We start from the raw sequence: 23,567 nt of genomic DNA, 5'->3' as shown, positions 1-23,567 counted from the left end.
GGGAATTCCCGAAATTACCCGTGAGGGGCTCGGGAAACAATGTGGATTTCAGGCACCGGTCACTCCGTCGATGCGCTCCCGCAGGATGTCCGCATGGCCGTTGTGCCGGGCGTACTCCTCGATCATGTGCACGTACACCCAGCGGAGGCTGACCTCGAGCCCGCCCATCGGGCCGTCGGGGATCCGTCCCGCGTCGTCGAGCGAGCGTCCGGCACACACCTCCCGCCCCCGCGCGATCTCCCGCCGCCACACGTCGAGCGCCTCGGCGAGCCCGCGCTCGGAGGTGAGCCGGTACCCCGTCTCCTCCTCGAACACGGGAGGCAGTGCGGCATCCTCGAACGCCCGCTGGAACCAGTTCCGTTCGACCTCGGCGAGATGCTGGAGCAGTCCCAGGAGGGTCAGCGCCGACGGCTCGGCCGACGCCAGCCGCACCTGGTCGTCGTCGAGCCCCGCGCACTTCAGCTCCAGCGTGGCCCGGTGGAAGTCGAGCCAGCTCTCGAGCATGGGCCGTTCGCCGCCGGTCATCAGGGGGACGGGGCGGCCGTCGGGAAGGGTTCGATGCGTGTCGGTGGTCATGCGGGGAGCATGGCACGGGGGTCCGACAGCGATGCCCGTTCGGATACGGCTCCAGGCCGCCCGGTGCGACCGCCGCACCCTCCGGCGGCAGCCGCGCATCACAGGGCGCCACGCCCGCCTTACCGGCGACTTCTGAGGTGGAACCGCTTTGTAACCATCGGATTGGTTTGAGAGACTCAAACTTCTCCTTATAATCAGAACCCGCAGTTCCCCCACAGAGACACTTCCCCCACAGAGAGGTCCCCCGTGAACACGCTCCTCGGGCGCCGGGCCCGCATCCTGGCCGCCACCACCGCGACGGCCGGCATGCTGCTCGTGGCCGGCTGCACCTCGAGCGGCAGCGCCGGCAAGACGGCCGCCGGCGGGGTGGAACTCGCCAAGGCCGGTCAGCTCACCACCTGCACGCACCTGCCCTACCCGCCCTTCCAGTCGGAGATCGACGGCAAGGTGCAGGGCTTCGACGTCTCGCTGATCGATCTGGTCGCCAAGGACCTCGGGGCGAAGCAGCAGATCCTCGACACGCCCTTCGAGAACTTCAAGACCGGCGCGTTCCTCAACTCAGGCCAGTGCGACGTCGCCGCGGCCGGTATGACCATCACCGCCGAGCGCAAGAAGCACGTCGACTTCTCCGACCCGTACTTCGACGCCACCCAGGCCGTCCTGGCCGACAAGAAGAGCGGCATCACCTCGCTCGCCGATGTGAAGGCCAAGGGCAAGAAGCTCGGCGCCCAGGCGCAGACCACCGGCGAGGACTACGTGAAGAAGGAGGGCTTCGACCCCATCTCCTTCGAGTCCTCCGACGCCGTCATCAACGGCCTGCGCACCGGCCAGGTCCAGGCGGTCGTCATCGACTACCCGGTCGTCCAGGGCTGGCTCAAGGACAAGGCGAACGCCGACGCCTTCAAGGTCGTCGACAACCTCAACACCGGCGAGCAGTACGGCTTCACGGTGAAGAAGGGCAACAGCAAGCTCCTCGCCGCCATCAACAAGGCGATCAAGGACGCGAAGGCCGACGGCACGTACAAGAAGCTGTACGAGCAGTGGATCGGCCCGTACAACCCGTCCGTCGCCTCACCCTCCGCCTCATGAGCGACGCGACCGGCACAGCCGACGCCGAAGTCCGGCCCCGCAGGAAGGGCTTGACCCGGAGCCAGAAGCGCAAACTGTCGCGCGGCGTCCAGTACGCCGTCTTCGTCGCCGCCGTGATCGTCTTCGCGGTCACGGCCGACTGGGGACGGCTGCAGAACCAGTTCGCGCAGACGGACATCGCGAGGCAGATGTTCCCGGACGTCATCACGCTGGCGCTCAAGAACACCGTGCTCTACACCGTGTCCGGCTTCGCCGTCGGCCTGGTGCTCGGCATCGTCCTCGCCCTGATGCGGCTGTCGTCCGTCGGCCCGTACCGCTGGGTCGCCGGCGTCTACATCGAGATCTTCCGCGGTCTGCCCGCCCTGCTGATCTTCATCTTCATCGGTGTGGCGGTGCCGCTGGCCTTCCCGGGCACGGAGATCGTCGGCGGCACCTACGGCAAGGCGGCCATCGCGCTGGGCCTGGTGGGTGCCGCGTACATGGCCGAGACATTCCGTGCCGGCATCCAGGCGGTGCCCAAGGGACAGATGGAGGCGGCCCGTTCGCTGGGCTTCTCGCCCGCCCGGGCCATGGTCTCGATCATCATCCCGCAGGCCTTCCGGATCATCCTCCCGCCCCTCACCAACGAATTCGTCCAGCTCTTCAAGGACTCCTCGCTGGTGCTGGTCCTCGGCGTCACCCTGGAGGAGCGCGAGCTGTCGAAGTTCGGCCGCGACCTCGCCAGCACGACCGCCAACTCCACGCCGATCCTGGTCGCCGGCCTGTGCTACCTGCTGGTCACCATCCCGCTCGGCTTCGTCGTACGCCGCCTGGAGGCGAAGGCCCAGGAGGCCGTCAAGTGAGCAGCTCCGCACAGATCCGGATCCGGGACCTTCACAAGTCCTTCGGCGACAACCAGGTGCTGCGCGGCATCGACCTGGAGATCGGCCAGGGCGAGGTGGTCTGCGTCATCGGCCCGTCAGGCTCGGGTAAATCGACCCTGCTGCGATGCGTCAACCTCCTGGAGGAGCCCGGCAAGGGCCAGGTCTTCGTGGGCGGCACCGAGATCACCGACCCCGACGTGGACATCGACGCGGTACGCCGCCGTATCGGCATGGTCTTCCAGCAGTTCAACCTCTTCCCGCACCTCACGGTGACGGAGAACCTCACGCTGCCGCAGCGCCGGGTGCTCAGGCGGGACAAGGCGCAGGCCGCCAGGATCGCGGCGGAGAACCTGCAGCGCGTGGGTCTCGCCGAGAAGGCCGACGCCTACCCCTCCTCCCTCTCCGGCGGCCAGCAGCAGCGCGTCGCGATCGCCCGCGCGCTCGCGATGGGCCCCGAGGTGATGCTCTTCGACGAGCCGACCTCCGCCCTCGACCCCGAGCTGGTGGGCGACGTCCTCGCGGTGATGCGCATGCTCGCCGACGACGGCATGACGATGATGGTCGTCACCCACGAGATGACCTTCGCGCGCGAGGTCGCCGACCGGGTCGTCTTCATGGACGGCGGCGTCATCGTCGAGGAGGGCACGCCGGACCGCGTGATCGGCAACCCCGCCCACGAGCGCACCCGCCACTTCCTCTCCCGCCTCCTGGACCCCGCGATGGCGCAGGTCGAGGAGGAGACCTCGGACCAGGTGGGCGGGGCCCGGTAGCACCCGCATAAGGTGCAGTACATGAGCGATCGCGCGGTGCTGCACGTGAAGGGACGGGTGCTCGTCGGACCGGAGGAGGTCCGCGACGAGCTGTGGGTGGTCGACGGCCGGATCTCGTACGACCGGCCCGCCCACGCCCCCGACGTCCGTACCGTCGAGGGCTGGGCGCTGCCCGGCCTCGTCGACGCGCACTGCCACGTCGGCCTCGACGCCCATGGCCCGGTCTCCGAGGACGTCGCCGAGAAGCAGGCGCTGACCGACCGTGACGCGGGCACCCTGCTGATCCGCGACGCGGGCTCCCCCTCGGACACGCGCTGGATCGACGACCGCGACGACCTCCCGAAGATCATCCGGGCCGGCCGGCACATCGCGCGCACCCGCCGCTACATCCGCAACTACGCCTGGGAGATCGAGCCCGAGGACCTGGTCGCGTATGTCGCCCAGGAGGCCCGGCGCGGCGACGGCTGGGTCAAGCTCGTCGGCGACTGGATCGACCGGGACGCCGGAGACCTGTCCGCGTGCTGGCCGCGCGAGGCCGTTCAGGCGGCGATCGCGGAGGCACACCGCCTGGGCGCCCGTGTGACGGCGCACTGTTTCGCCGAGGACTCGCTGCGGGACCTGGTCGAGGCGGGCATCGACTGCATCGAGCACGCGACGGGCCTGACGGAGGAGACGATCCCGCTGTTCGCGGAGCGGGGTGTGGCGATCGTCCCGACCCTGGTGAACATCGCGACCTTCCCGAAGCTCGCGGACGGCGGCGAGTCGAAGTTCCCGCGCTGGTCGGCGCATATGCGGAGGCTGCACGAACGCCGCTACGACACGGTGCGCGCGGCCTACGACGCCGGAATCCCGGTGTACGTCGGCACGGACGCCGGGGGTTCGCTGGCCCACGGCCTGGCGGCGGGCGAGGTCGCTGAACTGGTGACCGCAGGGATCCCGCCGGTCCAGGCGCTGTCGGCGACCACATGGGGCGCCCGGCGGTGGCTGGGCCGGCCCGGTCTGGAGGAGGGGGCACCCGCGGACCTGGTGGTCTACGCGTCGGATCCGCGCGCGGATGTACGGGTGCTGGGGGCGCCGCGGCGGGTGGTGCTGAACGGGCGGGTCGTCGGGTAGGCGCGCGCCGTCCACCGCGCACGCCGGTCACGCCCCCCCCGGTGTGGGGGATGCGGGGGTGGCAGGCGGGAACAAGCGTGCCGCAGGTTTCGAATGGACTTGCGGGAAACCCACGTTGGAGTGAAGCCGTACCGTATCGCTGACGGTTGACTCCCGGCACGCGATTCTTTCCGGGTCCCAAGCTTGTCTTCTCCGGGGGTCCCACCACCATGAACGGCACCACTTTCCGCATGCCCGCACGCCGTCTGACCAACGTCGCCGTCGCCACCGCCCTGGCCGCCGGTCCCGTCGCGCTGGCCGGTGCGGGGCCGGCCGGGGCGACCGAGGGCCACGGTCGCGCGAGCGCCGTCGTGCTGCGCACCGGGCTCGATGTGTCCCTGCTCAACAAGACTGTGAACGCCCCGCTCACGGTCTCCCTCAACGATGTACAGGCCCCGCGCAGCGCTGACCGGACCGCGCTCACCGCGTCATTGGACGGCGTGGACGGAGGCCGCCCGTTCAGCGTGCTGCAGGCGGACGTCGCCACGGCGAGTGCGACGGTGTCCGCGACGAAGGCGGAGGGCTCGACGCGCCTGACGCATGTACGTGTCCATGTTCCGGGGCTGCCGCTGCTGTCGCTGATCGAGGTGGACGGCGTCACGTCCCGGGCGGTGTGCGAGGCGGGCGGAAAGCCGGTCGCCGCGGCGAATCTTCTGGGCGCGGTGACCGTGCTGGGGAGGAAGGTGACCGTGTCGGCGGGCGGGCCGACGGAGGTGAAGGTGCCGGGTGTCGGTGAGGTGCGGCTGGACGTGTCGCCGACACGGACGACGTCCCGGACGGCTGCGGCGGCCGCGCTGCGGCTGACGGTGTCCGTGAATCCGCTGAAGCTGAATGTGGCGGATGTCCAGGGGACGGTGACGCTGGCGGGGGCCACGTGTGAGGCACCTGCGGTGTCTGTTTCTGCTGCGACGGGCTCTGTGGAGGATGTGAGGCCGCAGGGGGCGGCTGCGAAGACGGATCTTGCGGAGACCGGGGGGAGTTCGGTGACGCCGTATGTGGTGGGCGGGGCGGTTGCGTTGCTGGTGGTGGGCGGGGGAGCGGTGGGGGTGGCGCGCCGACGCCGTGTCTGAGGCCGAGGGGTTTTTCACCCCCGCCGCCCCTACCCGGACGGGCTGATTCTTGCCTGGCCGGCGTTGGGGAGATGCAGCCCCTTCGGCGTTTGAGGAGCGGGGAGCCGGGGGCAGGCCCGCGAACGGGGTCTGGGGCGAGGCCCCGGGCGGAGCCCCCAGCGCTCAGCGTCCCGCCAGCGTCACCGCCCGGTCCAGCGCCTGCAGAAAGCCGTTCACCGTCACCCGGTCCCGTACCGCCAGCCGTAGCCACTCCTCGCCCAGCCCCGGAAACGTGTCCCCGCGCCGCACCGCGAAACCGAGGTCGCGCAAGTGGCGGCGTACCGCCGTCGCCCGTGGCAGGCGGATCAGGACGAACGGGCCCTGAGCCGGTTCGGCCACGTACAACCCGTCCGGCCCGAACTCCCGCAGCCCCGCCACCAGATGCGCCCGGTCCGCCGCCCCCCGGTGCGCCGCGTGCGCCGCCTCCGCCAGCGCCCGGGGCGACACGCACGCCTGAGCCGCCGCGAGCGCGGGTGTGGACACCGGCCACAGGGGCTGCGCCCGCTCCAGTGAGGAGATCGTCTCGGGGGAGGCCAGAACGTAGCCGATGCGCAGACCCGCCAGTCCCCAGGTCTTGGTCAGACTGCGCAGCACCACCAGACCGGGGATGTCCGTGCGGCCCGCCAAGGCCTCCCGTTCCCCCGGCACCGCGTCCATGAACGCCTCGTCGACCACCAACGTCCGCCACGGCCGGGCGAGTTCGGCGATCGCGGCCGCCGGATGCAGCACCGACGTCGGGTTCGTCGGATTGCCGATCACCACCAGGTCCGCATCCTCGGGCACCAGCGCCGGGTCCAGACGGAAGCCGTCCGACTGCCGCAGCAGAACCCGGTCCACCGTGTGCCCCGCATCCCGCAGCGCCGCCTCCGGCTCCGTGAACTGCGGGTGTATCACAACCGGCCTACGCACCTTCAGGGCGCGGGCGAGCAGGACGAAGGCCTCCGCCGCGCCCGCCGTGAGCAGCACATGCTCGACCGGCAGCCCGTGCCGCTGCGCCACCGCCGCCCGCGCGGCCCGCCCGTCGGGGTAGGCCGCGAGCCCTCCCAGCGACCCGGCGATCACCTCGCGCAACCACGCGGGCGGCGTGTCCGCGCGGACGTTCACCGCGAGGTCGGTGAGCGCCGCACCCTCGTCACGGACCTCGGCGTCCCCGTGGTGCCGCAGGTCGTGCTGCCCGCCTTCGTGATCAGTGCGCATGGGAGTGGGTGTGCCCGCCGTGGTGTCCGTGGTGGTGATGCCCGTGACCGTGATGGTGGCCGTCGTCGTCCGGGTGGAAGTGCGGCTGCTGCGGCAGGCCCACCTTCTCCTCGAAGCCCGGCAGCGCGATCCGGTACACGCACGAGTCGCAGTTCATACGAAGGTCGCCCTTCAGCGCCTCCTCGTACCGTTCCATCACCAGGTCGAGGAGCTCCGGCTCGGGGCCGATCACATCCGCCGACCGCACCTCGATCTCCGGGTGCGCCGCCGCCCAGCCCTCGGTCTGCTGCCGGACCCGGTCCGGCAGGATCCCGGTGAAGAGGAAGTACGGGAGGACGACGATCCGCCGAGCGCCCAGCCGGGCACACCGGTCCAGTCCGCTCGGCACGTCCGGCGCCGCCAGCGACACGAACGCCGTCTCCACGCCGGCGTACCCGCGGCCCTCCCACAGCAGCCGCGCCGCCTTGTGCACCTCTGCGTTGGCGTCGGGATCCGTGGAGCCCCGCCCGACCAGCAGCACGGTCACATCGGCCCGGTCGGCCGGAGTCCTGCCCGTCCCGCCCAGCGCCTCGTCCAGACGCCGCTCCAGCACGCTCAGCAGCGCCGGATGCGGGCCCAGCGGACGCCCGTAGGTGTAGGAGATCCCGGGGTGCCGCTCCTTCTCCCGGGCCAGCGCCGCCGGGATGTCCCCCTTGGCATGCCCGGCGGACACCAGCATCAGCGGAACGACGGCGAACCGGCGGACCCCCTGCTCCACCAGCTCGGTCACCGCCTCGCCCAGCGGCGGCGGCGACAGCTCGATGAAGCCGCCCGCGACGGGCAGTTCGGGGTGGCGGCGCCCCAGCTCCCGTACGAAGTCGCGGAACGCCTCGGCTCCGGCATCGTCCCGGGTGCCATGGCCGGCGATGAGCAGGGCGGGCGGCGGGGTGGTCACGGGGTCTCCTTCGAAGTGGGGTGGTACAGCAGGGCGTTGAGCGCGGCGGCCGCGACCGCCGAACCGCCCTTCTCGGACACGTTGCTCACGGCGGGCAGCCCGCTCTCGCGCAGCGCGGCCTTGGACTCGGCCGCGCCGACGAACCCGACGGGCAGACCGATGACGAGCGCGGGCGACGCGTCCAGCTTCAGCAGCTCCTCCAGGGCGGTCGGGGCACAGCCGATCACCCAGAGCGCTCCGGGCCCGACGTCCTCGTACGCCAGCCGGATCGCATGCGCCGAACGCGTCATCCCGGGACCGGATCTGGCGTCCTTCAGACGGCAGACCGTCCCGCGCCGGGTGATTCCGGCGGCCACCATCTCGACGTCCACGACCACCGGCGCACCCTCGTGCAGCGCGGTGTGCGCCCTCTCCAACTCGCCCTCGTCCATGACGAGATCGCTCGCGTAGTCGAGGTCGGCCGCAGAGTGGATGACCCGCTCCACCACGGCCCGGGTCAGCGGCGGGAAGTGCGAGGTGTCCAGCCGGGCGCGAAGCCGCCGGAAGGACTCCTGCTCGATCGGGTGCACCACACGGTTCACTTCGGTTCCTCCTGCCAGCGGTAACCGCGCGGCGTCACCATGCGCCCCGCAATATCCCGGGTCGCCGTGTTGCCCACGGTCACGACCGTCATCATGTCGACCGTCGCCGGGTCGAGCGAGGCCAGGGTCGTCAGCCGGCTGGACTCGTCCGGCCGCGACGCGTTCCGTACGACCCCGACCGGCGTCGTCGGCTCCCGGTGCCCGGCGAGGATCGCGAGTGCCTTCGGCAGCTGCCAGTCACGGCCCCGGCTGCGGGGGTTGTAGAAGGTCACGACGAGGTCCGCCTCGGCCGCGGCCCGCACCCGCCGCTCGATGACCTCCCAGGGGGTGTGCAGGTCCGAGAGGCTGATCGACACATGGTCATGACCGAGCGGCGCGCCCAGAATCGCCCCGGCCGCGAGCGCCGCCGTGACGCCGGGCACCCCGATCACGTCGATGTCGTCGGACGCCTCGGCCAGGGCCGGTGACGCCATGGCGTACACGCCCGCGTCCCCGCTGCCGATCAGCGCGACGGCATGCCCCTTGCGGGCCTCCGCGACCGCGGTGCGTGCCCGCTCCTCCTCGGCGCCGAGCCCCGACTCCAGGACCCGGGTGCCGGGCCGCAGCAGATCGCGGATCTGGTCGACGTACTGGTCGAGCCCGACCAGCACGGAGGCACGCCGCAACTCCGCCTTGGCGCGCGGCGTCAGCAGGTCCCGGGCGCCCGGCCCGAGCCCGACGACGGCCAGCCGCCCGCGCCCCGGCCGCCGTACGACGGCACAGGTCGCCATCGCGGGGCTCGCTGCCGACTTGCGCTTGGGCACCAGGAGTTCGCCCCCGCCCACGAGCGCGGCGGCCTCCGCGACGGACGGCGTGCCGACCGCGGCGAGCGGCGCGTCGGAGGGGTTGGGTACGTCGACCTGCGCCAGCTCCTCGGCGGAGTGCGTCACCACGGGCACCCCCAGCCGCCGCGCCGCCTCGACGATGCCGGGCTCGTCGGCCTTGGCCTCAACGGTGGCCAGTTCGGCGACCGACTTCACGGACAGTCCGGCGTCCCGCAGCGCACCCTCCACGAGTCCGAGGACCTCGTCGGCGGGAACACCCTTGGAGGCGCCGACGCCGACGACGAGGGTCGGCGGCCGCAGGACGACCTCCTGCCCGGCGGGCTCGACCAGGGCATCGGTGACACGGATCGTGTACGGGCCCTCGGGGGTGACCGGCAGCGGCGGCAGCGGCCAGCTCACCTCCGCCCGCAGGGCGACCGGCTCCCCGTCCAGCAGCGCCCGCGAGACCCCGGCGACATCGCCCTCCACCGGGAACCCGAGCGTGTCGAGGCCGGGCAGACCCACGGAGTCCGTCGCGGTCGTCACCACGGGCTGCGCCCCCAGCACCTCGGCCACGTCACGAGCGAGCTCACTGGCCCCGCCGGCGTGCCCGCCCACCAGTGACACGGCGAACCGCCCGCCCTCGTCGACGCAGACCACACCCGGGTCGGACGTCTTGTCACCCAGCAACGGGGCGACCAGCCGTACGACCGCCCCCGTCGCCAGAAAACACACGAGCTGCTCGCACTCCGCGAAGGCGGCCCGCACGGCGTCCCCGACGGGCCCGTCGTACACCCGTGTGCGGTCGGGCCACGCCGCGGCCAGCCGGTCCCGCGCAGCCGCCCCCGCCGCGGTGGCGGAAATGAGGCCGATCACAGAGCAACTCCTTCGGTACGCGCCGGAGGCCGCGTGCCCCACAGCAGGAAAACAGGGTTGGTCGCCGCGAGCCGGGTCACGTCTCCCGGCAACGGGGCAAGGCGCGACGACTGCAGCAGCACCCCGTTGCAGGAGAACCCGGCAGCGACGAGCGCCTCGCGCGCCGCCGGTACGCGGTCCAGGGCGGCCATGGCGATCACTACCGCCCGCCGGGCCCGTGCCGCGCACGCGGTCACGATCGAGGGCAGCTCGCGTCCGCCGCCGCCGATGAACGCGGCGTCGGGGACGGCGAGACCGTCCAGCACGTCCGGCGCGGTCCCGGGCACGACATCGACGTCCACGCCGTGGGCCGCCGCGTTCGCGCGGATCCGCTCCACCCCGTCGGGCGTCTTCTCGACCGCGGTGACGGCGGCGCCCAGTCGGGCGCACTCGACAGCCACCGACCCGGAGCCGGCACCCACGTCCCAGATCAGATCGCCGGGCCGGGGACCCAGCCGGGCCAGCGCCAGGGCGCGCACCTCGAACTTGGTGATCATCGAGTCGCGGTGGGTGAACGCGCTCTCGTCCAGGGCCCATGAGGAGGGGCCGGGCGGTGGTCCGGCGACCGTGCGTACGGGCCCCAGCGTCCGCGCCGCGTCCAGGCACAGCACCAGGCTCACCGCCGCGCCCCAGTCGCGCGCTGCCGCCTGCGCCGGAGTCACCCGCTCCACACGCTCGCGCTCCGGATCGCCGAGCGCGCTCGCCACGACGAGGACCCGCTCACCGGAGGGGTCGGCGAGCGCCGCGCCCAGCTCGGCGGGACCGGCCCCGGGCCCGGTCAGCACGGCGACCTTGGGATGCGCTCGGCACACGTTCACCGCCGTCCGCAGATCACGCCCGTGGGCGCTCACCACCACCGCGTCGTCCCAGGGCAGCCCGAGCCGCGCGAAGGCGGTGGCCACCGAGGAGACACCCGGCCGTACGTCGAGCCGCTCCGGCCCGAACCGTTCGGCCAGCGCCCGGGCGATCCCGAAGAACCCGGGGTCCCCGGAAGCGAGTACGACGACCCGCCGCCCCTTGTCGAGGTACCGCTCGATCGCGTCGAGCGCGGGCGGCAGCGGCCCGAGGACGATCTGCTCCACGCCCTGGGGCAGCCGGGCCGCCTCCAGGTGGCGCCGTCCGCCGACCACGAGGTCCGCCCCGGTCACCGCGTCGGCGGGAAGCGGCGCCCCCGTCCCCGTACCGACCACCGTGATCATGTGCTGGCACCCCGTGTGCGCAGGGCCTTGCGGGCCTCGGGGTCGGCCTTGCGGTAGCCGTGGAAGTGGCCGGGGTGGTAGAGGTGCGAACGTGTGCCGTGCGCGTCGAGGGCGGGACCGACCAGGAAGAGGGTGTGCTTCCAGAGCTTGTGCTCCTTGACGGTCTCCTCCAGCGTGCCGATCGTGCACTTCACGATCAGTTCTTCGGGCCAGGTCGCCTGGTACGCCACCACGACCGGGGTGTTCGTCGGGTAGCCGCCCTCCAGCAGCTCCCGCACGAGCTGACCGCTGCGGGCCGCCGACAGGAAGATCGCCATGGTGGTGCCGTGCCGGGCGAACTCGCGCACTTCCTCACCGGGCGGCATGGGCGTCTTGCCGCCGCCGAGCCGGGTCAGGACCACGGACTGCGCGACCTCGGGGATCGTCAGCTCCCGCTGGGCGAGGGCGGCGACGGCGGAGAAGGACGAGACGCCCGGCACGACCTCCGTCTCGATGCCGATCCCGGCACACCGGTCGAGCTGCTCCTGCGTGCCGCCCCACAGGGCCGGGTCGCCGGAGTGGATACGCGCGACACGCAGGCCCTCTTCATGAGCACGCCGGTAGACGGCGACGACGTCCTCCAGGGACATGGTCGCCGAGTCGAGGATCTCCGCGTCCTCGCGCGCGTGCTCGAGGACCTCCGCCTGCACCAGGCTGGCGGCCCAGATCACGACGTCGGCCTCGGTGATGGCGCGTGCGGCACGGAATGTCAGCAGGTCGGCGGCGCCGGGGCCGGCACCGACGAAGGTCACCTTGCCGGTGGTGGCATCGGCCATGGGAATCTTTCCTCTCCTACGAAGGTTCGAGCAGTGCGAAACGCCGGTGCGCACATGGCCGCCGGTCCTGGGCGCACAGGGATCGATTGGATAGCAAGGTCATATGGCGGTCTTCGTCGCGCTCGGCGCGTTTCTGATGACGCTGGCGGGCGGCTGGACGGCACAGCGTGTGACCGACCGCCGTCATCTCGTCCTCGGCCTGGCCGGCGGGCTGATGCTCGGTGTGGTCGGCCTGGATCTGCTGCCGGAGGCGCTGCGCACAGCGGGTGGCGTGGTCTTCGGCGTACCGGCCGCGCTGCTGCTGTTCGTGGCCGGCTTCCTGCTGGCCCATCTGGTGGAGCGCCTGCTGGCCGCGCGCCGGGCGGCACACGGGGCGGACGAGCACAACCACCGGGCGCCCGAGGTGGGCCTGACGGCGGCCGCGGCGATGGTGGGGCACAGCGCCATGGACGGCATCGCGATCGGTGCCGCGTTCCAGGTCGGCGGCGGCATGGGCGCGGCGGTCACGCTCGCGGTCGTCGCCCACGACTTCGCGGACGGCTTCAACACCTACACGATCACGAGCCTGTACGGGAACGCCCGCCGCAAGGCGCTCACGATGCTCTTCGCCGACGCCGTGGCGCCCGTGGTGGGCGCCGCGTCCACGCTGGCGTTCACCATCCCCCAGCAGCTGCTCGGCGGCTACATCGGCCTCTTCGGCGGCGTGCTCCTCTACCTCGCCGCGGCCGAGATCCTCCCGGAGGCGCACCACGTCCACCCCGCCCGCTCGACCCTGCTGTGCACGGTCGCGGGCGCGGCGTTCATCTGGCTCGTGGTGGGCCTCGCGGCCTGATCCGCCGCCGGTCACAGCTTGCCGCCGCGGGCGCCGTCGCGCCGGGCGGGCGCGATGAGGGTGGAGAGGTAGGGGAGCGGGCCGTCGTCGAGGGCGGCGGCCGGCCGGATGGACTCCTCCGGCAGCCCGAGCGCGGACCCCCATACGGCGTCGTCGATGCGCCCGGTCTCGCGCAGCGCCTCGGCGACCTCGTGCGCCTGCCGCCCGAACTTGTAGGCGACGACGGTCCCGGGCCCGCCGAGCGCGTCCTTGAGTACGGCGGATCCGGCCGTGACGGGCACGAGCGTGAGCGGCTCGGTGCCCTCCGTGAGGACGGCACCCGAGCGCGCTGCGAGGTCCTGCATGGCGGTGATGCCGGGCACGGTCTCGATGACGGTGCCGGGCACGAGCTCGGCGATGGTCTGCGCGAGATAGGTGAAGGTCGAGTACACGTTGGGGTCGCCGATGGTGGCGAACGCGACGGCGGAGTGCCGTTCGAGAAGCCGGGCCACGCGCTCCCCCGCGGCGTCCCAGGCGGCCTCGCGCCGTGCGCGGTCGCTGCGCTCGTTGAGCGCGAACACGACGCGTACGACCTTCTCCTCGGGCACGTAGTGCAGCACGGTGGCCTCCGCGCGCCCGCGCTCCCCGCCATCCTTTCCATCAGATGCAGCCATCACGGGTACGACGACGACGTCGGCCTCCCGCAGAGCGTTGACGCCCTTGACGGTCACCAGCTCGGGGTCGCCGGGGCCCACCCCGACTCCGATCAGCCTGCTGCTCATGACGTCCGGCACCTCTCCACGAACCGACGGGCCACACCGGGCGCGGCGGCCCAGTGCGTGTGCAGATAACTCGCGTGCACACCTTGTTGTACGAAACCTTCGAGGCGCCGCTGAGGAGCGCGCACCCCCCAGGCGGGAGCCGCCCCCGCGCCGGGCTCGACCACGGTCCGGTGGAACTCGTGCCCGCGCATCCGCGTCCCGGCCACGGCGAGGGCACTGTCGCTGACGGCCACGGCGTCCCGGTAGCCGAGAGTGAGCCGTTCACTCATGCGGGCGCCCGCGTCGAGCACACCGCACATCGGCTGCCCGTCCAGCTCCCGGCACAGATACAGCAGCCCGGCACACTCGGCGGCGACGGGCGCACCGCTCAGCGCGAGCTCGGCGACGGCCTTGCGGAGGGGTTCGTTGGCGGACAGATCGGAGGCGTACATCTCGGGGAAGCCGCCGCCGATGACCAACCCGCGAGTCCCGTCGGGCAGTTGCTCGTCGCGGAGGGGATCGAAGGTGACGACTTCGGCTCCGGCGGCGGTGAGCAGTTCGGTGTGCTCGGCATAGGAGAACGTGAAGGCGGGACCACCGGCGACCGCAACTTTCAGCCCGTCATGGGGGTCCCCCCGCTCGAGCGAAGCCGAGAGTGGGGGAGTTTGAGGACGAGGCCGTTCAGGCCGATGGGGGTCTGGGGGCGCAGCCCCCAGGGACGGGACGGGAAGGGGCGGCGGGGGCGCAACACTGAGGGCCTCAGCTGCATCCCAAGCCGCACCCGACAACGCACCGGCACTCCGCGCCAGCGCGACCAACGCATCAAGATCGCACCCTTGAGACACCTGCGCGGCCATGGCGGCAACAGCCTCCACCGCCTCCGCCCGCCGCTCGGCGACCGGCACCAGCCCCAGGTGACGCGAGGGCGTGTCCACCTGCGGAGCCCGCCGCAAGGCGCCGAGGACAGGAACACCCGCCGAGTCCAAAGCCTCCCGCAACAACTCCTCATGCCGGTCGGACCCGACCTTGTTCAGGATCACGCCCCCGACCCGCACCTCCGGATCCCACGACGCGAACCCGTGCACCAGCGCCGCCACCGACCGTGACTGCGACGACGCGTCGACCACGAGCACCACCGGCGCCCGCAGCAGCTTCGCCACATGTGCCGTGGAGGCCAGTTCACCCTCTCCCGCGGCCCCGTCGTACAGCCCCATCACACCCTCGACGACGGCGAGGTCGCACCCGTGCGCACCGTGCAGGAACAGCGGAGCGACCAGCTCCGGACCGCACAGATACGCGTCGAGGTTCCGCCCCACGCGCCCGGTGGCGAGCGCGTGATACCCGGGGTCGATGTAGTCCGGTCCGACCTTGTGCGGGGACACGGCAAGCCCCCGCCCGGCGAACGCGGCCATCAACCCGGTGGCAACGGTTGTCTTGCCGCTGCCCGAAGAAGGCGCGGCAATGACCAGCCGGGGCACGGACGAGGACATCACCACTCGATGCCTCTCTGCCCCTTCTGCCCGACGTCCATCGGGTGCTTGACCTTGGACATGTCGGTGACGAGGTCGGCGAAGTCGACGAGCTTCTCGGGCGCGTTCCGCCCGGTGATCACGACATGCTGGGTACCCGGGCGGTTGCGCAGCACGTCGACGACCTCGTCGGTGTCGACCCATCCCCAGTGCATGGGGTACGCGAACTCGTCGAGCACGTACAGCTTGTACGTCTCGGCGGCCAAATCCCGCTTGACCTGCTCCCAGCCCTCGCGGGCCTTCTCCTCATTGTCCATCTGATCGTCGCGCTGCACCCACGACCAGCCCTCGCCCATCTTGTGCCAGTCGACGGTCCCGCCCTCGCCGGACGCCCCCAGCACACGCAGCGCGTTCTCCTCGCCGACCTTCCACTTCGCCGACTTGACGAACTGGAACACCCCGATCGGCCAGCCCTGGTTCCAGGCGCGCAGCGCGAGCCCGAAGGCGGCGGTCGACTTGCCCTTGCCGACGCCCGTGTGCACGACGACGAGCGGTCGGTTGCGCCGCTGACGGGTCGTCAGTCCGTCGTCCGGTACGACACTCGGCTGTCCCTGTGGCATTACGCGGCCCTCCTCGTGGTCCCCTGCGTCCCCTGCACACTCCGTACGAGCCCCGCGATGCTGTCCGCGCGCAGCTCGTCCAGCGTCACCGCCGTAGCGCCCAGCTCGCCGGCGAGTTGCCCGGCGAGCCCCAGCCGTACGGGCCCCGACTCGCAGTCCACGACCACGGACGCGACGCCCTCGGCGGCGAACAGCCGCGCCGCACGCCCGGCGAGGGCGACCGGCTCCGGACCACCCGTCGCCCGCCCGTCCGTCACCACCACGACCAGCGCCCGCCGCGCCGGGTCCCGCAGCCGCTCGACCCGCAGGACGTCGTGGGCCTTGAGCAGCCCGGCGGCCAATGGCGTCCGGCCTCCGGTCGGCAGCGTCTCCAGCCGGGCCGCCGCCGCGTCCACCGACGAGGTCGGCGGCAGAGCGACATCGGCCGCCGAACCGCGGAAGGTCACGAGGCCGACCTTGTCCCGCCGCTGGTAGGCGTCGAGCAGCAGCGACAGTACGGCACCCTTCACGGCGCTCATCCGCTGCCGGGCCGCCATCGACCCGGAGGCGTCCACCACGAACAGCACGAGGTTGCCCTCGCGCCCTTCCCGCGTCGCCTGCCGCAGATCGTCCCGGCGCACCACGAGCCCGGGACCGGACCGCCCGCGCGCCCGCTGGTGCGGGGCGGCGGCCTGCACGGTCGCCGCCAGGTGCAGCTTGGTGAGCGCCCCCTGGGGCCGTCGCGCCCCGGTGGTCCGCCCATGCTCTGTCCGCGCCCGGGACCGCCGCCCCGCGGCACCGTCGCCGAGCCCCGGCACGGTCAGTACCTTCGTACGAAAGGGTTCGGAGGCGCGTACGGGCTGCTGCTCCCCGGCACCGGAGGCCCCCGGCTGTCCGCTCTCCCCGGCCTCGGGCCGCGCGGCGGTGTCCCCACCCTGGGGGCCCTCGTCGGGCGAGGGCTGCCCGCCTCCGCCGCCGGGCCCGTCGGGACCCGGGTCGTCGTCCTCCTCGGAACCCCCGAACTCCTCAAGGGTCTCGTCGAGCTTGTCCTCGTCGAGCCCCGGCGCGTCGAAGGGGTTGCGCCGCCGCCGGTGCGGCAGCGCGAGCAGCGCCGCCTGCCGTACGTCCTCGGCGAGCACGTCGGTCCGCCCGGCCCAGGCGGCCAGCGCGGTCGCGGTACGCGCCATCACGATGTCGGCCCGCATGCCGTCCACCTCGAACGCGGCACAGGTCGCCGCGATCTGCCGCAGCGCCCCGTCCCCGAGCCGTACGGACGGCAGCAGCTCGCGCGCGGCGACGATCCGCGCCCGTACGGCGGCCTCCTCCTCGGCCCAGCGCGCCGCGAAACCGGCCGGGTCGTCGTCGTAGGCGAGCCGTCGCCGTACGACCTCCACGCGCTGGTCGGGCTCGCGGGAGGCGGACACCTCGACGGTCAGCCCGAACCGGTCGAGCAGCTGCGGCCGCAGCTCGCCCTCCTCGGGGTTCATGGTGCCGACGAGCAGGAAGCGGGCGGCATGCCGTACGGAGACACCCTCGCGCTCGACGTACGAGGCGCCCATCGCGGCCGCGTCCAGGAGCAGGTCCACGAGGTGGTCGTGGAGGAGGTTGACCTCGTCGACGTACAGGATGCCGCGGTGCGCGTCGGCGAGCAGGCCTGGCTCGAAGGCCTTCACGCCCTCGGCCAGCGCCCGTTCGATGTCGAGGGCGCCCACGAGCCGGTCCTCGGAGGCGCCGACGGGCAGCTCGACCATGCGCGCGGGCCGCTGCGTTCCGGCGCCCGCCTCGTGCGGCCCGTCCGGGCAGTTCGGGTCCGGCGCGGCCGGGTCGCACGAGAAACGGCACCCGGGGACCACGTCCACCGCCGGCAGCAGCGCCGAAAGCGCGCGGACGGCCGTGGACTTGGCGGTGCCCTTCTCACCGCGCACCAGCACACCGCCGACCGCCGGCGAGACGGCGTTCAGCAGCAGGGCGAGCCGCAGGTCGTCCTGGCCGACGACGGCCGTGAACGGAAACGGGGTACTCACTTCTCGTCGCCCTCCAAGTCGCCTTCCAGCTCCAGATAGGTGGCGCGCAGCCGCTCCAGCGTGTCCGCGTCCGGCTCGGCCCACAGACCGCGGTCGGCGGCTTCAAGGAGCCGCTCGGTGATGCCGCGCAGCGCCCACGGGTTGGACTTCTTCATGAAGTCCCGGTTCTCGGCGTCGAAGACGTACTCGGCGCTGAGCTTCTCGTACATCCAGTCGTCGACGACCCCGGCCGTGGCGTCGTAGCCGAAGAGGTAGTCGACGGTCGCCGCCATCTCGAAGGCGCCCTTGTAGCCGTGGCGGCGCATGGCCGCCATCCAGCGCGGGTTGACGACGCGGGCGCGGAAGACGCGGTGGGTCTCCTCGCCGAGGGTCCTCGTCCTCACCTGGTCGGGTACGGCGGAGTCGCCGACGTACGCCTCCGGGGACGCGCCGGTCAGATGCCTGACCATCGCGACCATCCCGCCGTGGTACTGGAAGTAGTCGTCGGCGTCCACGAGGTCGTGCTCGCGGGTGTCGACGTTCTTGGCGGCCACGGCGATCCGCCTGAACGCGGTCTCCATGTCCCCGCGCGCCGCCCGCCCGTCGAGCCCGCGCCCGTAGGCATAGCCGCCCCAGACGGCGTACACCTCGGCCAAATCCGCATCGGACCGCCAGTTGCGGGCGTCGATCAGCGGCAGCAGCCCCGCCCCGTACGCACCCGGCTTCGAGCCGAAGATACGGGCGGTCGCGCGCCGCCGGTCGCCGTGCTCGGCGGTGTCCTCGTCGGCGTGGGCGCGGACGAAGTTCTGCCCGGCGGGCTCCTCCAGTTCGGCGACGGCCCGTACGGCGTCGTCGATGAGCCCGACGACGTGCGGGAACGCATCGCGGAAGAAGCCCGAGATACGGACCGTGACGTCGATACGGGGGCGGCCGAGTTCGGCGAGCGGCACGATCTCGAAGCCGGTCACCCGGCGCGAGGCGTCGTCCCAGACCGGGCGGCACCCGAGCAGCGCCAGGATCTCGGCGATGTCGTCGCCCTGGGTGCGCATGGCGGACGTGCCCCAGACCGTCAGGCCGACGGACTTCGGGTACTCGCCGGTGTCCTGCAGATAGCGCGCGACCAGCGAGTCCGCGAGCGACTGTCCGACTTCCCAGCTCAGCCTCGACGGAATGGCCTTGGGGTCGACGGAGTAGAAGTTGCGGCCGGTCGGCAGGACGTTGACGAGACCGCGGGTCGGGGAGCCCGACGGGCCCGCCGGGACGTAACCGCCGTCGAGCGCCTTGAGGATGTGGCCGATCTCGTCCGTCGTGCGGGCGAGCCGGGGGACCACCTCGGTGCAGGCGAACTCCAGGACGGCGACGGCGCGGGGGAGTTCGGTGCCGAGCACCTCACGTACGAGAGCACCGCTCTCAGAAACGGCCCAGTCCCGCTCCTCCATGCCCTCCGCGATCCGCCGGCACAGCTGCTCCAGCAGGTCGATCGCGTCCGCGGCCGTGCGCGAGGGGCCTTCGACCAGGTCCGTCAGCTCCACCGGCACCTTCACCGGAGCTCCCGGCTCGGCGAGCAGCTCCTTCTCCACCAGCCCGAAGTGCTCGGCGAGCGAAGCCCTCAGCCCCGGCAGCGCGTTTGCCTGCCCACCCCACACCTGCGAGGCGCGCAGCACGGCGAGCACGAGGTTCACACGCGGCTCGCCGACCGGGCCGCCGCCGAGGATGTGCAGACCGTCGCGGATCTGCACGTCCTTGATCTCGCACAGATAGCCGTCGATGTGCATGACGAACTCGTCGAAGTCGTCGTCGCCCGGCTGCTCGTCCACATGCAGGTCGTGGTGCAGCTCGGCGGCCTTGACAAGGGTCCAGATCTGGGCGCGCACGGCCGGTGCCTTGGCCGGGTCCAGGTCCGAGACGAGCGCGTACTCGTCGAGCAGCTGCTCCAGCTTGGCCAGGTCGCCGTAGGTGTCGGCGCGCGCCATCGGCGGTACGAGGTGGTCGACGACCGTGGCGTGCCCGCGCCGCTTGGCCTGGGTGCCCTCGCCGGGGTCGTTGACGATGAACGGGTAGATCAGGGGCAGGTCGCCGAGGACGGCGTCCGGCGCGCACCCCTTGCTGAGCCCCAGCCCCTTGCCCGGCAGCCACTCCATGGTGCCGTGCTTGCCCATGTGGACGATCGCGTCGGCTCCGAAGCTGTTTTCCAGCCAGTGGTACGCCGCCATGTAGTGGTGCGACGGCGGCATGTCGGGGTCGTGGTAGATCGCGATCGGGTTCTCACCGAAGCCGCGCGGCGGCTGGATCATGACCACGACGTTCCCGAACCGGAGGGACGCCAGGACGATGTCGTCCCCGTCGACGTACAGGCTGCCCGGCGGCTCACCCCACGCCTCAAGCATCGCCTCCCGCAGCTCGGGGTCGAGCTTGTCGAACCACGCCCGGTAGTCGGCGAGCGGCACGCGCGCGGGCGCCCCGGCCAGCTGCTCCTCGGTCAGCCATTCGACGTCGTGGCCGCCGGCCTCGATGAGGCGGTGGATCAGCTCGTCGCCGCCCGCCGGGTACTCGGTCAGTCCGTACCCGGCGTCGCGCAGCGCGTCCAGGACGCGTACCGCCGACGCGGGCGTGTCGAGTCCGACCGCGTTGCCGACCCGCGAGTGCTTGGTCGGGTAGGCGGTGAAGACGAGCGCGAGCTTCTTCTCCGCGTTCGGCTTGTGCTTCAACCGGGCGTGCCGGACGGCGATCCCGGCAACGCGCCCGGCCCGCTCCGGGTCGGCGACGTACACCGGAACGTCGTCCGGGCCCTGCTCCTTGAAGGAGAAGGGGACCGTGATGAGCCGTCCGTCGAACTCGGGGATCGCGACTTGCATCGCCGCGTCCATGGGGGAGAGGGCGGCGTCGGACTCGTCCCAGGCCGCGCGCGACGAGGTGAGGCAGAGGCCCTGCAGCACGGGGACGTTCAGGTCGGCGAGCGCCCCGATGTCCCAGGCCTCCTCGTCCCCTCCCGCCGACGCCTGCGAGGCGTGCGTGCCGCCCGCGGCGAGGACGGTGGCGACCAGGGCATCCGTTGTCGACAGCAGTCCGTACAGACCCGTATCGGCGCCACGCAGCGAACCGCAGTACACCGGAAGGGCGTTGGCGCCCTGTGCCTCGATCGCGTCGCACAGCGTGTCCACGAAAGCGGTGTTGCCGCTCAGCTCGTGGGCCCGGTAGAAGAGCACGCCCACGGTGGGGCGGCCCTCGACGAACGGACGCTCGCCGTGGATGCCGTACTCGGGCATCTTCTGCGGCTCGACGAACCCCTCTCCGGTCAGCAGCACGGTGTCGGACAGGAAGCGGGCGAGTTCCGTGAGGTTGGCGGGCCCGCCCTCGACGAGGTATCGCAGCGCCTCGGCCACGACACCCGCGGGCACGGACGACTCGGCCATCAACTCGGCGTCGGGGACGGCCTCTCCGCCGAGCAGCACGGTCGGGATGCCGGAGGCCTTGAGCCGTGCGAGCCCGTCCTCCCAGGCCCGCTTGCCGCCCAGCAGCCGTACGACGGCGATGTCCGCGCCCTCGATCAGCCCCGCAAGCTCCTCCGTGACGTCCACGCGGGTCGGGTTGCCGATCCGGTAGGGCGCGCCGGAGGCACGGGCCGCCAGCAGATCGGTGTCGGCGGTCGACAACAACAACACTGTGCTCATGCGGGCGCTCCCGGTGGAATGAAAGGCAGTCCTTGCGGCGCGCCCGACTCGATGAGCCGCCACAGCGCGTCCGTGTCCGCGTGCTGTTCGATCAGATCGCCGAGCCGGTCGAGCTGCTCCTCGCGCAGCGCGGCGAACGACGTGCCGGCGGCCGGCACGAAACGGCGGCCCGCGGCGGCCGCCACCTCGCGCAGGAAGGCCCGCCGGAAACCGTCCGACTCCAGCGAGCCGTGCCAGTGGGTGCCCCATGCGGCACCCACCCGGCAGCCGTCCAGGAAGGCTTCCCCACCGGTGACTTCGGCGACCCCGTGGTGGATCTCGTACCCCTCGACGCGCTCGCCGAGCGCCTCGCCGACGGGCCGGGTGAGGGTCTTCGCGCGGGCGAATCGCACCCGGACGGGCAGGACCCCGAGCCCGTTCACATGTCCCCGACGGCTCTCGACCTCGTCCTCGATGTGCTCGCCGAGGATCTGGAAGCCGCCGCAGATGCCGAGGACCGGCCGCCCTTCGGCGGCGCGCCGGGTGATCGCCTCCGCGAGCCCCCGCTCGCGCAGCCACTCCAGGGCCTTCACCGTTCCGCGGGTGCCCGGGATGACCACGAGGTCGGCGTCCGCCAGCTCCTCGGGCCGGTCCACGAACCGGACGACGACACCGGGTTCGGCGGCGAGCGCGTCCACATCGGTGAAGTTGGACATGAGGGGGATGGCACAGACGGCGACGCGCAGGACGTCCTCGCCGACGGGCGGGGCGACGGCCGACTCGCGCACGGTCCCCCTCAGGGACACCGCCATCCCGTCCTCCTCGTCGATCCCGAGCCCGTGCCGGAACGGCAGGACCCCGTACGTCCGCCGCCCGGTGAGCCCGTGCAACATGTCGAGCCCCGGTTCGAGGAGCGACACATCGCCCCGGAACTTGTTGACGAGGAACCCGGCGACGAACTCCTGGTCCTCGCGCGACAGCAGGGCGACGGTCCCGAAGAAGGAGGCGAAGACCCCGCCGCGGTCGATGTCGCCCACGACGAGCACGGGCAGCCGCGCGTTCCGCGCGATGCCCATGTTCACGATGTCGGTCCGCCGCAGATTGATCTCGGCGGGACTGCCCGCTCCCTCACAGATCACCGCGTCATACGTGCCCCGCAATTCGGCGAGGCAGTCGAGGACCGTGCCGAGCAGCTGTTGCTGCCGCCCGCCGTGGTACCCACGTGCGCTCAGCTCGCCGACCGGCTTGCCCAGGAGCACGACCTGACTGCTCTGCTCGCCGCCGGGCTTGAGCAGGACGGGGTTCATCAGCGCGGTCGGCTCGATGCGGCACGCCTGGGCCTGCATGGCCTGCGCCCGCCCGATCTCGGCGCCCTCACGGGTGACGAAGGAGTTCAGGGACATGTTCTGCGCCTTGAAGGGCGCGACCTTGACCCCCTGCCGTACGAGCCACCGGCAGATCCCGGCGGTGACGACGCTCTTGCCGGCGTCGGAGGTGGTGCCGGCGACGAGGAGACCACCGCTCATGACGTACGCCCCTTCTTCAGCATCCGTGCGACGGTGCACACCCCGAGCGCGAGCCAGCTCACGCGCCGTGAGAGTCGTGCGGCGCGCTGGATGTCCTGGACCTGGACTGCGCGCCCGGCGCCGTTGAGTACGGGCCGGTGCTCCACGCGCCCCCCGTACGACAGCGTTCCGCCCAGCCGCACCCCGAGCGCCCCCGCGAACGAGGCCTCCACGGGCCCGGCGTTGGGGCTCGGATGCTTGGCGGCGTCGGCACGCCAGGCGCGCACGGCACCGCGTGGATCCGGGCCCGCCGCTGCCGCGAGTACGGCGGTGAGCCGGGCCCCCGGCCATCCGGCCACGTCGTCGAGGCGCGCGGAGGCCCACCCGTAGCGCCGGTACCGGGGCGACTTGTGACCGACCATGGCGTCCAGGGTGTTGACGGCCCGGAAGCCGACAAGCCCGGGCACACCGCCCACGGCTCCCCACACCAGCGCACCCACCACGGCGTCGGAGGTGTTCTCGGCGACGGACTCGACGACGGCGCGCGCGATCCCGTCGGCGTCGAGTGCCTGCGGATCCCGCCCGCACAGATGCGGCAGCCGCGCACGGGCGGCCTCGACATCGCCCGCTTCCAGGGCACGCCCGATGGCCCGGGCCTCCCGGGCGAGCGAGGTCCCCCCGACGACGACCCAGGTGGCGGCGGCGGTCAGGGCCGCGGACGCGGCACGGGAGTTGCGTACGGAGCGGGCGGCGACGGCCCCGAGCG

20 protein-coding genes are annotated in these 23,567 nt (G+C 72.3%); 6 read left to right on the top strand and 14 right to left on the bottom strand.

Annotated features, from left to right (window positions below):
• Positions 1-48: 48 nt before the first annotated feature.
• Complete coding sequence (locus tag ABT186_RS19735) at positions 49-576, bottom strand: DinB family protein (protein ID WP_351926075.1); 528 nt, start codon at positions 574-576, stop codon at positions 49-51.
• Between the two features lie 246 nt (positions 577-822).
• On the opposite strand from ABT186_RS19735, the gene ABT186_RS19730 reads away from it, so the two are divergent.
• The 5 genes from ABT186_RS19730 to ABT186_RS19710 all read left to right on the top strand — a co-directional run bounded on the left by ABT186_RS19730 (position 823) and on the right by ABT186_RS19710 (position 5,520).
• Entirely contained in the window at positions 823-1,665 is an 843-nt protein-coding gene (locus tag ABT186_RS19730; RefSeq protein WP_351926073.1) for a transporter substrate-binding domain-containing protein, read from the top strand.
• Entirely contained in the window at positions 1,662-2,507 is an 846-nt protein-coding gene (locus ABT186_RS19725) for an amino acid ABC transporter permease (RefSeq protein ID WP_351223301.1), read from the top strand. Before ABT186_RS19730 ends, ABT186_RS19725 begins: the two co-directional genes overlap by 4 nt.
• On the top strand, positions 2,504-3,298 hold the full coding sequence (locus ABT186_RS19720; protein ID WP_351926071.1) for an amino acid ABC transporter ATP-binding protein: 795 nt from the start codon (positions 2,504-2,506) through the stop codon (positions 3,296-3,298). The genes ABT186_RS19725 and ABT186_RS19720 overlap by 4 nt, the downstream gene beginning before the upstream one ends.
• A 21-nt stretch (positions 3,299-3,319) precedes the next feature.
• Complete coding sequence (locus ABT186_RS19715) at positions 3,320-4,411, top strand: amidohydrolase family protein (RefSeq protein ID WP_351223297.1); 1,092 nt, start codon at positions 3,320-3,322, stop codon at positions 4,409-4,411.
• Positions 4,412-4,620: 209 nt separating this feature from the next.
• Positions 4,621-5,520, top strand: a complete 900-nt coding sequence (locus ABT186_RS19710; RefSeq protein WP_351223295.1) for an SCO1860 family LAETG-anchored protein — start codon at positions 4,621-4,623, stop codon at positions 5,518-5,520.
• A 162-nt stretch (positions 5,521-5,682) separates the two neighbouring features.
• On the opposite strand, the gene cobC is transcribed toward ABT186_RS19710, so the two are convergent.
• The 6 genes from cobC to cobM are packed head-to-tail and all read right to left on the bottom strand — an operon-like array spanning position 5,683 to position 12,003.
• Positions 5,683-6,756 carry an Rv2231c family histidinol phosphate aminotransferase CobC gene (cobC, locus tag ABT186_RS19705; RefSeq protein ID WP_351223293.1) on the bottom strand — a complete coding sequence of 358 codons (1,074 nt, stop codon included), beginning with the start codon at positions 6,754-6,756 and terminating at the stop codon, positions 5,683-5,685.
• A complete protein-coding gene (locus tag ABT186_RS19700) occupies positions 6,746-7,690 on the bottom strand; it encodes a sirohydrochlorin chelatase (RefSeq protein WP_351223291.1) in 945 nt (314 codons plus the stop codon). The genes cobC and ABT186_RS19700 overlap by 11 nt, the downstream gene beginning before the upstream one ends.
• On the bottom strand, positions 7,687-8,271 hold the full coding sequence (locus tag ABT186_RS19695; protein ID WP_351223289.1) for a precorrin-8X methylmutase: 585 nt from the start codon (positions 8,269-8,271) through the stop codon (positions 7,687-7,689). Before ABT186_RS19695 ends, ABT186_RS19700 begins: the two co-directional genes overlap by 4 nt.
• On the bottom strand, positions 8,268-9,950 hold the full coding sequence (gene cobJ / locus ABT186_RS19690) for a precorrin-3B C(17)-methyltransferase (protein ID WP_351926069.1): 1,683 nt from the start codon (positions 9,948-9,950) through the stop codon (positions 8,268-8,270). Before cobJ ends, ABT186_RS19695 begins: the two co-directional genes overlap by 4 nt.
• Positions 9,947-11,188, bottom strand: a complete 1,242-nt coding sequence (gene cbiE / locus ABT186_RS19685) for a precorrin-6y C5,15-methyltransferase (decarboxylating) subunit CbiE (RefSeq protein WP_351926067.1) — start codon at positions 11,186-11,188, stop codon at positions 9,947-9,949. The genes cobJ and cbiE overlap by 4 nt, the downstream gene beginning before the upstream one ends.
• Positions 11,185-12,003 (bottom strand): precorrin-4 C(11)-methyltransferase, encoded by an 819-nt coding sequence (cobM, locus tag ABT186_RS19680; RefSeq protein WP_351926065.1) that lies wholly within the window; start codon positions 12,001-12,003, stop codon positions 11,185-11,187. The genes cbiE and cobM overlap by 4 nt, the downstream gene beginning before the upstream one ends.
• Before the next feature lie 103 nt (positions 12,004-12,106).
• Between cobM and ABT186_RS19675 the strand changes: the two genes are divergently transcribed.
• On the top strand, positions 12,107-12,835 hold the full coding sequence (locus tag ABT186_RS19675) for a ZIP family metal transporter (protein WP_351223281.1): 729 nt from the start codon (positions 12,107-12,109) through the stop codon (positions 12,833-12,835).
• Between the two features lie 11 nt (positions 12,836-12,846).
• Here the strand turns inward: ABT186_RS19675 and cobI are convergent, their stop codons facing one another.
• The 7 genes from cobI to ABT186_RS19640 all read right to left on the bottom strand — a co-directional run.
• Positions 12,847-13,596: a precorrin-2 C(20)-methyltransferase gene (gene cobI / locus ABT186_RS19670; protein ID WP_351223279.1), complete on the bottom strand. Its 750-nt coding sequence runs from the start codon at positions 13,594-13,596 to the stop codon at positions 12,847-12,849.
• Positions 13,593-15,065, bottom strand: coding sequence for a cobyrinic acid a,c-diamide synthase CobB (locus tag ABT186_RS19665; protein WP_351926064.1), 1,473 nt, complete (start codon positions 15,063-15,065; stop codon positions 13,593-13,595). Before ABT186_RS19665 ends, cobI begins: the two co-directional genes overlap by 4 nt.
• Positions 15,065-15,664 carry a cob(I)yrinic acid a,c-diamide adenosyltransferase gene (gene cobO, locus ABT186_RS19660; RefSeq protein WP_351223275.1) on the bottom strand — a complete coding sequence of 200 codons (600 nt, stop codon included), beginning with the start codon at positions 15,662-15,664 and terminating at the stop codon, positions 15,065-15,067. Before cobO ends, ABT186_RS19665 begins: the two co-directional genes overlap by 1 nt.
• Complete coding sequence (locus ABT186_RS19655; RefSeq protein ID WP_351223272.1) at positions 15,664-17,667, bottom strand: putative cobaltochelatase; 2,004 nt, start codon at positions 17,665-17,667, stop codon at positions 15,664-15,666. Before ABT186_RS19655 ends, cobO begins: the two co-directional genes overlap by 1 nt.
• On the bottom strand, positions 17,664-21,317 hold the full coding sequence (cobN, locus tag ABT186_RS19650) for a cobaltochelatase subunit CobN (RefSeq protein WP_351926062.1): 3,654 nt from the start codon (positions 21,315-21,317) through the stop codon (positions 17,664-17,666). The genes ABT186_RS19655 and cobN overlap by 4 nt, the downstream gene beginning before the upstream one ends.
• Complete coding sequence (locus ABT186_RS19645) at positions 21,314-22,822, bottom strand: cobyric acid synthase (protein ID WP_351926060.1); 1,509 nt, start codon at positions 22,820-22,822, stop codon at positions 21,314-21,316. The genes cobN and ABT186_RS19645 overlap by 4 nt, the downstream gene beginning before the upstream one ends.
• A partial coding sequence (locus ABT186_RS19640) for a CobD/CbiB family cobalamin biosynthesis protein (protein WP_351926058.1) occupies positions 22,819-23,567 on the bottom strand: 749 nt, incomplete at its 5' end. The genes ABT186_RS19645 and ABT186_RS19640, both read right to left, overlap by 4 nt.

The organism is Streptomyces sp. NPDC001634 (assembly GCF_040298185.1).
In the GTDB taxonomy this organism is placed as follows: Bacteria; Actinomycetota; Actinomycetes; order Streptomycetales; family Streptomycetaceae; genus Streptomyces.
This window is presented reverse-complemented; position numbering and strand designations above follow the sequence as displayed.